We start from the raw sequence: 14,910 nt of genomic DNA on the forward strand, positions 1-14,910 counted from the left end.
GAAAATATCCGAAAGCAATCTGCATAAAGAGGTATCAGCGGTGCTGGCAAAAAGAATCATACCCTGTCTGGACGTGACCGGCGGCCGCGTGGTCAAGGGGATCAATTTCGTCGATCTGGTCGATGCGGGCGATCCGGTCGCAATCGCCCGGAACTACGACGCGCAGGGCGCCGATGAACTGGTGTTCCTCGATATCACCGCGAGCAGCGACGCCCGCGGAACGATGGTGGAGGTGGTACGGCGGACCGCGGAACAGGTCTTTATCCCGCTGACGGTCGGCGGCGGCATCCGCACCGCCGACGACATCCGCCGGATGCTGCTGGCCGGGGCGGACAAGACTTCGGTGAATACCGCCGCGATCCTGCGCCCCGACCTGATCCGGGAAGGGGCCGAGCGGTTCGGCAGCCAGTGCATCGTGCTGGCGATCGACGCGCGGCGGGTTCCCGGCGAAAACCGCTGGAAGGTTTTCACCCACGGCGGGCGCAACGAAACGGAACTCGACGCGGTCGAGTGGGCGGTGCGCGGCGTGGAGCTGGGGGCGGGCGAAATCCTGCTGACCAGCATGGACGCCGACGGCACCTGCGCCGGCTACGACTGCGGGCTGACCCGCGCGGTTTCCGACGCGGTCGGCGTGCCGGTGATCGCCTCCGGCGGCGCGGGAACCCTCGAACATCTGGCCGAGGTGCTGGACAGGGGGCGCGCCGACGCGGTGCTGGCGGCGAGCATCTTTCACTTCGGCACCTTCACGGTTCCGCAGGCGAAGGAGTTTTTGAAAGCGAAAGGGATTCCGGTGCGCCCGGTCCTGTAACGATTTTACCGTTTGACACTTTATATCAGGAGACACAGATTATGACCCCCGAAGAACTCAGGAAAGCCGCCCTCGCTTACCATCATGACGGCGCTCCCGGCAAGATTTCCGTCGTCGCGACCAAGCCGTGCAACACCGCGCAGGACCTTTCGCTCGCCTACACGCCCGGCGTCGCGCAGCCCTGCCTCGCGATCAAGGAGACTCCCGCCGATGTCTGGAACTATACCTCGCGCGGCAATCTCGTCGCGGTGGTCAGCGACGGCACCGCCGTACTGGGCCTCGGCAATATCGGCCCGGAGGCCGGTCTGCCGGTGATGGAGGGCAAAGCGGTGCTTTTCAAGCACTTCGCGGATATCGACGCGGTTCCGGTCTGCCTCGGCAAGGTGTTCAATGAGAAAGGGCGCACCGACGCGGCCAAAGTGATCGAGACCGTCGAGCGACTCGAACCGACCTTCGGCGGAATCAACCTTGAAGACATCGGCGCGCCCGCCTGTTTCGAGGTCGAACAGACTTTGAAAAAGCGGATGAACATTCCGGTTTTCCACGACGACCAGCACGGCACGGCGATCATTTCTCTGGCCGCGATCATCAATGCGCTGAAGATGGTCGGCAAGAAGATCGAAGATTGCAGATTCGTGGTCAACGGCGCGGGAGCGGCGGGAATCGCGTGCAGCCGCTTCTACATCACCGCCGGGGCGAAACGTTCCAACTTCATCATGTGCGATTCGAAGGGCGTGATTTACAAGGGGCGCACCGACCTGAATCCGGAAAAGCAGGAGTTTGCCGCCGAAACCGATGCGCGCACACTGGCCGACGCGATGAAGGGAGCGGATATCTTCCTCGGCTTCTCGGCACCGAACTGCGTGACGGCCGAGATGGTCAAGTCGATGAACAAGGGGGCGGTGATCTTCGCGATGGCGAATCCGGTGCCGGAGATTTTCCCGGATGTGGCGCTGGCGGCGGGAGCGGCGGTGGTCGGAACGGGCCGCAGCGACTTCCCGAACCAGATCAACAACGTGCTGGGATTCCCGGGGATTTTCCGCGGGGCGCTGGATGTGCGCGCGAGGGACATCAATGAGGCGATGAAGCTGGCGGCGGCGAATGCGCTGGCGGAGCTGGCGGCGGAGTCGATTCCGGCGGATGTGAAGGAGCAGCTGACGGCGGCGTATCCGGCGGATGCGGCGGCGGGGATGTTTGAGGGGGAATCGCAGCTGAAGGCGACGTATGTGATTCCGAAGCCGTTTGACCCGCGGGTGGTGCCGCGCGTGGCGATGCGCGTGGCGGAGGCGGCGATGAAGACGGGTGTGGCGCAGCTGAAGATCGAGGACTTGAAAGAGTACGAAAAGAGCGTAGCAAAGCGCATTAAAAAATAAAAAAATATAAAGAACAGGCGGCGGAGCCGCCGTCGCCGCCGGCAGCTTGCCGGTCGCAGTCCAGCGCGCGAACTGCGCTGGTCGAAGGCGGAGGGAGCGCGCTGGCGCGGCTCCCGGAGCCTTCGAAATGTAAGGTCGGCGAATGCCGACCGCAATGCAGCAGTACTGCCCGGCGGAGCGCGCGATCACTCAAAGAAGCAAAGCGCCTTTGAGTGATCGGTTCAGAGCGCGGAGCCGCCGCGAGGGGCGGCGACAGCGGATGGTAATTGCAGACGCAACCACGCGGACGCGAGAGCGTCCCCCGCGCCGCGAAGCGTCTGAGGTGCGGTGCGATTGTTTGCGGTGATGTGTCAGAGAGACAGGCAAGGCTGATTGAGCTTTGCTGCGGTTTTCGGTGGCCGTAAAGGTGATGGCGGCGGCAACGCGCTTACCGCCGGAAACAAAAATTCGCGTTGCTTATTTTTGATTCCGGCAAGCGCTTTTGCGCGGGTGGTACTGTTGCGGTTGCGGTCCGCATTCGCGGACCTTACATTTCGCTCCGCTTCGGACCCGCGCCTGCGCGCTCCTGCGCGAAGCGACCAGCGCTTCTCCGCTGGACCGAGCCCGGCAAGCTGCCGGTGGCGACGCCGCTGCGCGGCTTTACTTTTTATTTATTTTTATTTGGGAAAGTTTTCAGCCGACCAGCGCTTCTCCGCCGGACCGAGCCCGGCAAGCTGCCGGTGGCGACGCCGCTGCGCGGCTTTACTTTTTTATTTATTTTTATTTTGGGAGAGCTTTCATGGATATCATCGCCAACTGGATCTGGTCCGACGACTCCGACGGCCGCGGCTACAACCTCTGCTCCATCTTCCGCCGCGATTTCCGCCTGGCCGCGCTGCCTGTTACCGCCCGCCTCGCCGTCACCGCCGACAGTTTCTACCGGCTCAAAGTCAACGGCCAATGGCTCAACGACGGCCCCTGCCGCAGCTGGCCCGGCCACTGTCAGTACGATGTTTACGATCTTGACGGCATCCTTCGTGCCGGAGCCAACCACATCGAAGCGGTCGTCCGCTATTTCGGCTGCGGCGATTTCCACCGCCTGCCGCAGCGCGCCGGTTTTCTCGCCCAGCTTGAAGCCGCCGACTCCGACGGCAACGTCACCGTAATCGGCACTGATACCGAGTGGGTCGCCGCCGAAATGCCCCAGCTGCGGCGCAACGTTCCCAAGATTTCGATCCAGCAGCCGCCTTTTGAGTGTTTCGACAACTCCGAGCCGGAAGCGCCGGTGTGGCGCAAGGCCGTGCTGGTCGCCCCGGCGGAGGGCGGCCCGTGGAAGGAGCTGAAGGAACGCGACTGCCGGCTGCTTTCCCGCCGCGAATTCCTGTTCCGGGATTTCGTATCGGCTCACCGGGTGATGCCGGCGTATTCCACGGTGGCGGTTGCGCCTCACGCGCTGCTGTTTCCCGGCGATACGACCGTCAATACCAGTGACGTGCTGCCGCTGCTGATCGCCTTTGAGATCGATTCGCCGCGCTGTCAGGAGGTGGTGATCGCGCGGGAAGGCGTGAATGTCTCCGTGAACGGACGCAGTGCGGACGGCGGAGCGTGGCACTTCAACGAAGGCGGCAATTTTGTGGTGCTCGCCCCGGAGAACCTGAACGGGCACTGCGCCCTTTACGGCATCGGCTTTCCGCCGGAATCCGGCCTGACCGCGGAAGCGGTCCGCGACGCGGTGCTGGTGCGTTTCCCGAAACTTGCCCGGCTCGCCCCCGACCGGCCGTTCTGTACGCTGAATGCGCAGTTTCAGCAGAGCGTCCGGGAGTTTCAGCCATTGGCCGCCGGGGCGCTGAAGTTGCCGGAGCGGGAAGCGTTCCTGAAGGAGTTCCCGCAGGCGGAGCCGCTGGCCGCCGGGGCGCTGGTCGACGACGACGCCCACCTCTCTTTCGTGCTGCGCCGGGCGGAACCGGTGCAGCCGGGGGATGTGACCGATCCGGAATTCATTCTCTACCCGGACGACTGCTGCGCGGTGATCCGGCCGGTCGAAGGGCGCGACATTGAGTTGTGTTTCGACCTCGGCGAGCAGAACATCGGCTGCTGGAACTTTTCGCTGTTCGCCGCCGCCGGAACTGTCGTCGACGTGGCGGCGATCGAATACAAAACGCCGAACGGAGCATTGCAGCACACCGGGCCGGGCTGCCGCAATTCGATGCGCTATATCTGCCGCGAGGGGATCAACCGCTATACCGCGATGCAGCGGCGCAGCGGGCGCTACGTGTATGTGACGCTGCGGAACATGACCGCGCCGGTGCGCTTCCAGTCGTTCCGGCTGGTGGAGTCGACCTATCCGGTGGTTCCGGCCGGTTCCTTCCATTGCAGCGATCCCGCGATGAACCGGATCTATGAGATTTCGCAGCGGACTTTGAAGCTCTGCATGGAGGATACCTTCACCGACTGCCCGCTCTACGAACAGACGCTCTGGGTCGGGGACGCCCGCAGCGAATCGCTGTTCGCGATGTCCTCTTTCGGCGCATACGACCTGGTGCGCCGCTGCATCCGGCTGGCGGGGCAGTCGCTGGACGATATGCCGATGGTGCTCTCGCAGGTGCCGACCGGCTGGAGCTGCATTATCCCGGCATGGAGTTTCATGTGGAGCTATTCCGTCTACGACTACTGGTTCGAGACCGGAGACGAGGAGTTCCTGCGGGAAGTGTGGCCGATGGTGAAGAAGAATCTGGAGGGAGCCGCCGCCTGCGTCGATCCGGAGACGGGGCTTTTCTCCGCTCCCGACTGGAACTTCTTCGACTGGAACCGGACCGATTGCGGCCACCGCATCATGCTGTACAACTCCTTCTTCCACGCCGAGGCGCTGCGCACGGCGGCGGAACTCGCCCCGGTCGCCGGGGAGCCGGAGCTGGCCGAGGGCTGGCTGGCGCAGCGCCGCAACCTGATCGACGCGCTGAACCGGGTGTGGGACGCGCGGCGGCTGGCGTGGCCGGATTCCATTCACGAGGACGGCACGCTCTCCGGAGACGTGAGCATCCATACCAGCATGCTGGCCGCGCTGTTCGATGCGGCGTGGCCAGAGCATCAGGCGGCGGTGCGCGCCAACACTGTGACGCCGCGCTCAGAACTGTTCAAGGTGGTTTCGCCCTTTGCGCTGTTCTACCTCTATGCGGCGTTGGAAAAGCTCGGCTTGCCGGGCGAGATTCTCGACGCGATCGGGCGCGACTACCGCCCGATGCTGGAAGTGGGCGCGACGACGGTGTGGGAAAACATTTCGCTGCACTTCAATCCCGACAGTGATTTCCCGACCCGGAGCCATTGTCACGCCTGGTCGGCGGCGCCGCTGTACTTCCTGCCGCGGCTGGCGCTGGGGATCATCCCCGCCGGGCCGGGCTGCCGCAAGATTCTGATTTCTCCGGTGGTGAACCGTTTCGAGTACGCCTCCGGCACCCGTCCCACGATCCACGGCCGGGTCGGGGTGCGCTGGAAAAAGCAGGGGCGCGAGCTTCATATTCAGGTGACGGCTCCGGCGGAGATCGAAGTCGAGTTTCTGCCCAACGACACGACCTTCGATTTTGAAGTGATCCTGAGCCGTTCGGCGGAGTGAGCCTACAGCCGTCCCGAATAGCAGCGGGTCGCGTTGTTCCAGCGGAGCTGTCCGTTTTCGGCGTACCGGTCGAACAGGGCGCCGAGTTCTTCCACGAAAGGCCGGTACTGCGGGGCATCGGGGCGCGGAGCGTAGGAGCTGGACAGATTGCGCCCGAGAAAGGTTTCCCGATCCATCCACAACGGATTCGGGAACTCCCGGCTTTCGAATTTTCCGGCGAAAAACTCCGAAACCGCCTCTTTCCCGGAACGGCTGGAGTGGCCGGAGAAACCGGTGAAATCCGGGCAGTGCTTCCGGCAGATTTCCCGGCATTCCGCCATGAGCGGGTCTGTCTCGATCCGGCTGTTCCAGATCAGGATCACCGGACCGCCGCTCCGCAGGATGCGGCGGCACTCCTCCCGGAACTGCACCGGGTCGAACCAGTGGAACGCCTGTACCGCAAAGACCGCGTCGACGCTTCCCGCCGCCAGCGTGGTGCGTTCGGCGGCGCCGACGACGGAGACGAAGCCGGGCATTCCGCCCAGCTCGCGTTCCGCCTGCTTGCGCATATCGGCGTTGGGTTCGACTGCGTAAAGGCGGCGTATTCCCTGTTCCAGCAGCAGCCGCGCGAAAATGCCGGTGCCGGAACCGATTTCGGCGGCGACGGTGTCGGGTCCGACGCCGGGAAAGGTTTTCAGGCAGTCGAAAAGCGCCGCCGGGTAGCCGGGGCGGTAACGGCGGTAGACCTCGCCGAGGCCGGTGAATTTTTCAGTGTTGTCCTGCATGTGTATCGTCCTGTTCTGTTGTTTTTTTCAAAAAAAACACTTTACGCCGTGAGGGACGCTCTCGCGCCCGCGTGGCGGCGTCTGCAATTAGGATGTGCTGTTGACGCCCCTCGCGGCGGCTCCGCGCGCTGAACCGATCACTCAAAGGCGCTTTGCTTCTTTGAATGATCGCGCGCTCCGCCGGGTGGTACTGTTTCGGTTGCGGTCGGCATTCGCCGGCCTTACATTTCGAAGGTTCCGGGAGCCGCGCCTGCGCGCTCCCTCCGCCTTCGACCAGCGCTTCTCCGCCGGACCAAGCCCGGCAAGCTGCCGGTGGCGACGCCGCTGCGCGGCTGTTCTTTTTAAGTTTTATTTTTTCAGAGTTCGCGCCATTCGCGGTTGTCCAGAAACAGCATCCGGTTCGCTTCCGTCGGCCCGTCGCTGCCGGGCGCATAGGTGACCAGCGGGCAGTCATGCTGCCAGTTTTCCAGCACCGGCGTAAACAGCTTCCAGCTCTCCGCGATTACGTCGCTGCGGATGAACAACGTCTGGTCGCCGAGCATCGCGTCCAGCAGCAGCCGCTCGTATGCTTCGAAGCTCTCCCCGCCCGGAAGTTCGGAGTAGCGGAAGTTCAGGCTCAAGCCCCCCATGCAGAGCTTCGGGCCGGGCTGTTTGGCCTGGATCGTCAGCTCCATCCCCTCGTCCGGCTGCACTTTCAATACCAGCGTGTCCGGCTGCATGTCGCTCGCCTTGATCGGCGCGAAAATCGAGTGCGGAATCGTCTTGAACACGATCGCGATCTCGCTCTTACGCTTCGCCAGCTTCTTCCCGGAACGCAGGTAGAACGGCACCCCGCTCCACCGCCAGTTGTCGATCATCAGCTTGGCCGCCACATAGGTTTCCGTGGTCGAGTCCGGCTTGACTCCGGGTTCGTCAAGATATCCCTGATACTGGGCGCGTACCACCGAATCGTGCAGATGTTTGAGGTCGAAGGGACGGATCGACTGGATCAGCTTCACCTTTTCATCGCGCACCGCGTCCGCCGAAAACGAGCTGGGCATCTCCATCGCCGCCATCGCCAGCATTTCGAGCATGTGGTTCTGGAACATGTCGCGCAGCAGGCCGGACTGGTCGTAGTAGCCGGCCCGGTGCTCCACCCCGAGGGTTTCGGCGACGGTGAGCTGGATGTGGTCGATGTAATGGCTGTTCCAGACCGGCTCGAAGATCAGGTTCGCGAAGCGGAGCATCATGATGTTCTGCACCGTGTCCTTGCCCAGATAGTGGTCGATCCGGTAGATCTGGTCCTCTTTGAGATAGCGGTGCAGCTGGATATCCAGTTCTTCGGCGGAGGCGGTGTCGCGGCCGAAAGGCTTTTCCAGCACCACGTGCCGCCACGAACTGCCGTCCTCCGGTTCGGTGAGCTGGCCGGTCGCGTAAAGCTGTTCGATGATGGCGGGATAGAGCGCCGCGGGCATCGCCAGATAGATGGTGCGGTTGGCGGGAAGTTCGCTGCCTTTTTCCAGCTCGTCGAGCCGTTGTCCGAGGGCGTGGTAGTTTTCGGCCCTGTTGTAGTCGAGTCCATGGTAGTGGATGCGCCGCAGGAATTCGTTCAGCTCCGCATCGGTGCCGCCGGTGAGTTCGGGGCGGATGTGGTCGCGGAAGCCGTCGTCGCTGTAGGCGGTGCGGGCGCAGCCGACGATCCGGGACTCCTCATGGAGCAGCCCGCGCCGGAACAGGTGGTACAGCGCCGGATAGAGTTTGCGCCTGGCGAGGTCGCCGGAAGCGCCGAAGATGACCAAAGTTCCGGGGGCCGGGCTGACTTCGATGCAGAAATTGCCGCGCCAGTAGTTGCTTTCCAGCATAATTGATTCTCCTCAGAGGTTATCGACTGTCAATCATAGTTCTCCATATGTTTTAAAATAGCCGGATCGGCGTTTTTTTCAATGGTTTTACGGAATTATTTGCTCCCGGAACGGTTTGAATCTTGAAAACCTTCCCGGCCGGTGGTATTTTTCAGTCTGTATGTTTACGATGAGGAACGGTATGCTGAAACGGTTGTTGACGGGAATCTCGCTTCTGCTGCTGGCCGGCTGCGGCCCGCTTCCCGCCTGGCGTCTGCCCGCGTCCGCTCCTGCGGAAGAGCAAATGCCGGAGGCGGAGGCGACTCCCGCCCCCGGCCCCTCGGCGGCGGTGGAGGAAATACCGTTGCCCGTGACTCCGGCGGCTGTTCCGGTACCGGAGCCGGAGGTGGAGGTGGAGCCGCCTCCGCTGCGCGCGGTGTTCCCGCTGGCGCAGGCGCTTCGGGAGGCGCGCTACAACCTGCTGGAGATCCTGACGGTCGAATCGCTGCAGGAGCTGGCCGGCGAACACGTCGAAAACCGCAAACTGCTGCTGCTGCCCGATATCATCTCTTCCTTGCGGAGCACTCCGGCGCAGTACTGGCCGGACGGCGACCCGCGTCTGCGTTATCTCGACGATGCGATCGCCTATAATTATTTGTTGAGCCTCCCCGACAACGCGGATATGGCGCGGGCGAGGAACAGCCGGGCGGGGCAGTTGCTGGATTATTCCCAACTGGCGCTCTGGTCGCGGCTGGCGGCGGTGCGCGAAGCGATCGGACTGGAGGACGAGGCGCGGCTTCCCGACCTGCGCCGGGAGGAAAACTCGCTGCTGATGGAGTTGCGCCTCGCAACCGGTTTGCCGACGGCGGAGTTGGAAAAGATCGATTTTTCCACGCTGGCCGAGGTCCGGCCCGTGGCGGCGGAGCCGGCGGCGCTCCAGCGGTACGCGGCGATGAACCGGTCGGAATCGGCGGGAACATCGTTTTCGGCGTCGTTCCCGGAACTGGTCCGGAAGCTCTACCGGTTCGACCGGGCCGCCGAACTGCTGCTGGCGGAGTCGCTGTTCCGGCTGCCGCGCAAGCTCGACGGCCTGCGGCTGAACGATCCGGCGGCGGACCTGCGCGGGATTGCGGCGCTGGCCTGTGCTGTCGGAGCCGCGTTCGAGGTGGAACTGGACTGGCGGAGCTTGAACCGCGCCTACGACGAATACCGGCTGCACTCGCTTGCCGTGGAAGTCGATCCCGCCAACCGCACTGCCCGGATCAAGGCGAACGAGGCGCGGCTTGCCTGGCGGCTGGCATGGTACCGGCTGCTGACCGACCTGGGCGTACCGGATGTTACCGGCGCATTGCCGGAACACTTCCCCGCACCCGGCGGCGAGGCGAAACGCGAATCGCGCCTGCTGGAACTGCTCGACCGGCAGCAGCCGTAGGCTTTTACAACATTCTTTCGAGAAATTCTGTGATTTATTCGAGTTTGGATCAATCTGGATCATTTTTTGTTGCACTTTTCCTCATTTCCTTTCCTCCGCTCTTTCCTTTCGCTTGCAAGAATCTTCAAACGGAAGTATAATGATGATATTTCGGGAGGGATTTCATGGCAGAAGCAAAAGAACAGAAAATCTGGCGGGCGGGAACGCTTACTTACACGACAACCGGCATCATCTTGCTCTTCATCTGGTTGCTCTGGGGCGATTTCGCGTGGGGTCTGAAAGAGCGGTCGGTCGGGTATGTCGCGGGGCTGATGGTGAAGTCCTTCGGGATATCCGACTTCGTTTACACGGTGATGATGGTCTCGTTTCCGTGTTTTACGAATATCTTCCTGATGCCGATCATCAGCTACCGGTCCGACCGGCACCGCGGCAAGTGGGGGCGGCGCATCCCGTTCCTGATGAAGACCACGCCGTTTGTGGTGGTCGGCCTGATCGGGCTCGGCTTCACGCCGATGCTGGGCAACTGGCTTTCCGCCCATATCGGGGCCGACCGGCTTTCCGTGAATATGGCTTCGCTGCTGGTGTTCGGCTTCTTCTGGATTCTGCTCGACTTCGGAACCACGCTGACCAATGCGATCTTCGTCGCGCTGGCCAACGATGTGGTGCCGACCGCGCTGATCGGCCGCTTTCTCGCGCTGTTCCGGGCGGTCAGTCTGATCTGCGCGATGCTCTTTAACGCATTCCTGCTCGGCCACGCCGAAACCCATTCGATGTGGATTTTCATCTCACTGGGCATTTTCTACTGCATCGGACTTTACTCCATCTGCCTCAAGGTCAAAGAGGGGAAGTATCCGCCGCCGGTCGATGACGGCAGCGACGACCACCGCCGCAGTTTTTTCAGCGCGGTCCGGGTCTATTTCCGGGAATGTTTCTCCATGCCCTACTACCGCTGGGTGATCCTGGCGCAGGTGTGCTGCTCGCACTCGGTGCTGCCGCTCAACACTTTCGTGATCTTCTACGCCAAAGACCTCGGGCTCAGCATGGGGACGTTCGGCAAGATCACCGCGGGCATCTTCCTGACGGCGGTGATCATGAGCTTCGCGCTCGGTTTCCTGTCGGATAAATTCCACCCGATCCGCACCGGCATCGCCAGCATGTCGCTGCTGCTGGTGGTGCAGGTCGTCGCATGGCTGGTGATCCGCGACATCACCACGTTCGTGATCTTCTTCGTGGCCCACGAGCTGACCATCATGGCTTTCAATACCCTGATGGCCTCCTATACGCAGCGATTGTTCCCGAAGGCGCTTTACGCCCAGTTCAACTCCGCGCTCCAGATGCTGCTGGCGATCGCCGCGGTGCTGATCGCGCCGGTGGTCGGCGTGATTCTGGACGGGCTCGACCACAACTACGTGTATGTGTTCATCCTCGGCGCGGCAATCGGCGTGGTCGGGCTGTTCTCGCTGTTCAAGGTCTACCGCTATTACCTGAAGTACGGCGGCGATGAAAATTATCAGGCTCCGCTGCCGGAAGCGCACGCCTCAAAGGAGGAGGCGGCCTGACGCCGCCGCGCCGGTTCAGGAGCGGAAAACGCCGGCCGGAGCGTCGCCTTCGATCAGGCGCGGCTCGATCACGATGTCGATCCGGTGCGGAGTATGCTCCTGCCCGGTCAGGCGCTGCAGCAGCTGTTCCACCGCCTGGCGGCCGATCGCGTCGCCGGGAATTTCGATGGTGGCGGGACGCGGCGACAGCCCTGCCAGCGCGGCGAGTTCGCCGTCGCAGCCGATGATCTCGAGGTCGCGGCCCGGCAGGAAGCCCAGCCGGGGCAGGATGCGGTAGAGCAGCGCGACCTGAAAATCCATCGGCACGAAAAATCCGGAGGGGCGGTCCGGCGCATTCAGGCAGGGGGCGATCAGCTCCTCAAGCGAGCGTTCCAGCGCGGCGAGGTCCGGTTCGGAGGAGGAAAGGTCGATCGCGGCGCGGCGGGCGACGCAGAATTCAGTGCGGATTCCGGCTTTTTCCGCGAAAAACTGGAAATATTCGCCGCGGGTACGGATCGCGGTGATCTCCGGCAGCGCATTCACGTAAGCCAGGCGGCGGTGGCCCCGCCTGACCAGATAATCCAGCGCCAGCCGGGCGATGCGGTCGTTTCCGGCCAGCGCGGAGTCGCCGTTTTCGCTGTGCGAGGTGATCCAGCAGGCCGGGAAATCGGCGAGCGCCTCCACCAGCGCGCGGTCGGGAGTCTGTCCCGCGAGGATCAGCCCGTCCACCTTGTGCTGCCGCACCGCCGGGGGGAGTTCGCCGCCGGAGCGGACGATCCCGTGGATGCAGGAGAGATGGTTCTCGCGCGCGGCGCAGATCACCCCGTGAAAACTCTTCTGCGCGACCGACGAGTAGGTTAAAAAACAGTCCTCCGCCAACAGCAGCAGCGCGATCGCGCCGTGCCGGAGCCTGCGGCCGCCGGAGGCGGAACGGCACTGTTCAGCGGGGTCTCCGCCGTGTTTGCGGATGGCCGTCTGCACTGCTTTTTCCAGCTCCGGCGAGACGCCGGGGCGGCGGTTCAATACGCGCGAAACCGTTGCGAGCGATACGCCCGCTTCGGCTGCGATCCTGCTGATGGGAATCTTTTTCACGAGGCTCCGTCGGGTTGTGAATCTTTGCTTTATCAAAAAATACTTGCGGTTTGCCGTTTTTCAAGCGGTTTCCATCACCGCGTTCGCGGAAAAACGACGGATCAGCCGTTCTGCGTCGGCGCCGAGCTGCCGCAGTGTTTGCCGGTCGCCGTCGCCGATGGTGCGTTCGGTGATCCGGCAGCGGAGCGACAGCGGGAGGCGGTGCAGCTGCGCCATGTATTTGGCGGAAACCGGATAGGCGCGGCCGAGGTCGGCCATCGCGTCGTTGGTCGCGATGAACTGCTGAAGCTTCTTGGCCTGTTCCGAATCGCGGTGCGCCCACAGCAGCCGGAAAAGTTCCGGGTAGTAGTTTGCGCCGACGCCGCAGTAGCCGCCGGCTCCGGCCCGGAACGAATCAAGCAGCGTCGCAGCGTTGGCGTTGAAGAGCCGCAGCGGCGTGCCGCGCACCAGCCGGATGCGCTCGCGGATGCGCCCGATGTCGCAGCAGGTGTCTTTGAAGAACACGAACCGGCCGGTCGCGGCCAGCTCCGCCAGAGTCTTTTCCCGCAGGAGCCGATGGTAGGGCTTCGGGCACTCGTACAGCCCGAGCGGCAGGTCGCCGGTCAGCTTCAGCAGCCGGTCGGCGTTGGCCAGCAGCCGGTCGTCGTCCTCCTCCGGCGCGGCCAGTTGCGAGACCAGCACGACCGAAGCGGCGACGCCGGTTTCAGCGAGGCGCAGCACATCCGCGGCAATCGTTTCCGGCGTGGGAGCCGCCGGCATCACGCCGCCGACCACCGGGAAACGCCCGGCGGCGGTTTCGACCGCGAGGCGGTTCAGTTGCAGGATCTCATCGATGGACAGGCAGTTCAGCTCCCCGGTCAGGCACGACACGAAAAGGCCGTCGACGCCGGCGGAAGCGTACCACTCGAACAACGCGCGGTTGCCGGGCAGATCCAGTTCGCCGGAGGGAGTGAAGGCGGTCAGCGCCGGAGGCCAGACGCCGGACGGCAGAGGGGAAAAATTCTGTTTCATGAATGACTTTCCGAAACCGGCATGATTGCGCGGTTTCTGCGTTGAAGGTTGTTTGCGGACAATGAAAAACAGATGCGCCGGATTGCGGTGGCGGCCGAATCATCTGCATCTGCCTATCATTATACCAAAGTTTCTTGAAAATGTCAATATATTTTCTGAAAATTTTTAATATTTTTTATTTTCAAAGAGCCGGGACCCGGTTTTTGCAACTACGATCATTGCAGGAATATGGCAATATAATAATATTTTCTGAAAATTTTCTTGAAAATATAAAATAATTTTCCAATAATTTTTAGAAAAAGACTTGTCATGCCGCACTTTTTTTGCTATAATTAAAATGGCGGACCGAATCGAATTGAAGAAATGGTGAACCAATGACAGAAAGGCTTCCGTCTTATGAACATTCTCAACAGCTTACACCGCCGGGGCACATTATTTCCCCGGCCCCTCGTTCCCGCTCTGCGTAAAAGAGAGGGGGGCGGGGGCGAGAAAGCGGCGACTTGCGCCGCGTCTCTCCCCGTACCAAATTTCCTCAACATCTCCCTCACTCTCGGCAAGCTCTCACGCCTCCGCCAATGCTCTGCAAGCGGCAAGTCGGAGCAAAAACGTGAAGTTGTTTTTCCGCAGAAAAGCGGGAAGACAACTTCACGTTATTGCGGATCTTCTTCCCTCCGCCGACCGACCGCGTCTTTGCACTGCACCGCCCTGTACGCGGCACCGGCACCTTGCCGGACGCAGGGGGTGCGGGGGGCGGCGGACACGCCCCCCGCATATCGCCGCTTAAGGCCGATCATCACAAAATTCACCCTCATTGAGCTGCTCATTGTAATAGCGATCATCGCGATTCTGGCGGCGATGATGCTGCCGGCGCTGAACAAGGCGCGCGAGAGCGCACGCACATCGAACTGCATCAACAACCTGCGGCAGCTGGGACAGGCGGAGCTGTTGTACGTGGATGCGTATGACGGACTGCCGACGGCGGTTCAGGATATGGCGCGCACGAGCCTGACGTGGCACCAGATGCTGCTGGTTTCGGGATTGCTGCCGAATAAGTCGGAACTGTTCGCGTGCCCGTCGGCGCCGGAAAAGACGCTGACTCCGGCGACGCTGGAAATGAACGGCGTGACCTATGTTTACTACACCTGCTATGGAATCAATGCGGATCTGGTCGGGGACATCAGTAAAACCACGCGGGCCAGGAATTTCTATTCCGGCACGATTCCCTTCAAGCGGCTGGCCACGCCGAGCCGGACGATCCTGATCAGCGACCTGACGGACGGGCTGACCTATGCCGGTTTTTCGCAGTCGAGCTGGCACGAGCTGGGAAATCCGCTTTCGACCAACGACCGGCACGGGGAGCGGCACTACAACGGGCGCGGCTGCAACATCCTGTTCGCCGACTTCCACGTGGCGGGGGCGCCGCACCCGGAAATTTACGACAACATCAGCGACCGTGCCGTCTACTTCGGGCGGAAGTGAGGAA

10 protein-coding genes are annotated in these 14,910 nt (G+C 62.3%); 6 read left to right on the plus strand and 4 right to left on the minus strand.

Features of this window, described 5'->3' with window-relative positions:
• Positions 1-40: 40 nt before the first annotated feature.
• From hisF to C8D82_RS10730, 3 genes are all read left to right on the plus strand, one after another.
• Positions 41-808: an imidazole glycerol phosphate synthase subunit HisF gene (gene hisF, locus C8D82_RS10720; protein ID WP_116884286.1), complete on the plus strand. Its 768-nt coding sequence runs from the start codon at positions 41-43 to the stop codon at positions 806-808.
• A gap of 41 nt (positions 809-849) precedes the next feature.
• A complete protein-coding gene (locus C8D82_RS10725; protein WP_116884287.1) occupies positions 850-2,181 on the plus strand; it encodes a malic enzyme-like NAD(P)-binding protein in 1,332 nt (443 codons plus the stop codon).
• 778 nt (positions 2,182-2,959) lie between these two features.
• A complete protein-coding gene (locus tag C8D82_RS10730; RefSeq protein ID WP_116884288.1) occupies positions 2,960-5,770 on the plus strand; it encodes an alpha-L-rhamnosidase-related protein in 2,811 nt (936 codons plus the stop codon).
• 2 nt (positions 5,771-5,772) lie between these two features.
• Here C8D82_RS10730 and C8D82_RS10735 read toward each other — a convergent pair whose 3' ends face one another.
• Both C8D82_RS10735 and zwf read right to left on the minus strand, forming a co-directional pair.
• Positions 5,773-6,534 (minus strand): class I SAM-dependent methyltransferase, encoded by a 762-nt coding sequence (locus C8D82_RS10735; protein ID WP_116884289.1) that lies wholly within the window; start codon positions 6,532-6,534, stop codon positions 5,773-5,775.
• 356 nt (positions 6,535-6,890) lie between these two features.
• A complete protein-coding gene (gene zwf, locus C8D82_RS10740) occupies positions 6,891-8,375 on the minus strand; it encodes a glucose-6-phosphate dehydrogenase (protein ID WP_116884290.1) in 1,485 nt (494 codons plus the stop codon).
• A 181-nt stretch (positions 8,376-8,556) separates the two neighbouring features.
• On the opposite strand from zwf, the gene C8D82_RS10745 reads away from it, so the two are divergent.
• Complete coding sequence (locus tag C8D82_RS10745) at positions 8,557-9,786, plus strand: hypothetical protein (protein WP_116884291.1); 1,230 nt, start codon at positions 8,557-8,559, stop codon at positions 9,784-9,786.
• Positions 9,787-9,950: 164 nt separating this feature from the next.
• On the plus strand, positions 9,951-11,345 hold the full coding sequence (locus C8D82_RS10750) for an MFS transporter (protein WP_116884292.1): 1,395 nt from the start codon (positions 9,951-9,953) through the stop codon (positions 11,343-11,345).
• A 15-nt stretch (positions 11,346-11,360) separates the two neighbouring features.
• Here C8D82_RS10750 and C8D82_RS10755 read toward each other — a convergent pair whose 3' ends face one another.
• Both C8D82_RS10755 and C8D82_RS10760 read right to left on the minus strand, forming a co-directional pair.
• Positions 11,361-12,416: a LacI family DNA-binding transcriptional regulator gene (locus tag C8D82_RS10755; RefSeq protein ID WP_165833012.1), complete on the minus strand. Its 1,056-nt coding sequence runs from the start codon at positions 12,414-12,416 to the stop codon at positions 11,361-11,363.
• Between the two features lie 60 nt (positions 12,417-12,476).
• Positions 12,477-13,427, minus strand: a complete 951-nt coding sequence (locus tag C8D82_RS10760) for a dihydrodipicolinate synthase family protein (protein WP_116884294.1) — start codon at positions 13,425-13,427, stop codon at positions 12,477-12,479.
• Between the two features lie 690 nt (positions 13,428-14,117).
• Between C8D82_RS10760 and C8D82_RS10765 the strand changes: the two genes are divergently transcribed.
• Positions 14,118-14,906, plus strand: coding sequence for a DUF1559 family PulG-like putative transporter (locus C8D82_RS10765; protein ID WP_187144095.1), 789 nt, complete (start codon positions 14,118-14,120; stop codon positions 14,904-14,906).
• The last annotated feature ends 4 nt before the right edge of the window (positions 14,907-14,910 follow it).

Origin of the sequence: Victivallis vadensis, assembly GCF_003096415.1 — a bacterium.
GTDB lineage: Bacteria > Verrucomicrobiota > Lentisphaeria > Victivallales > Victivallaceae > Victivallis > Victivallis vadensis.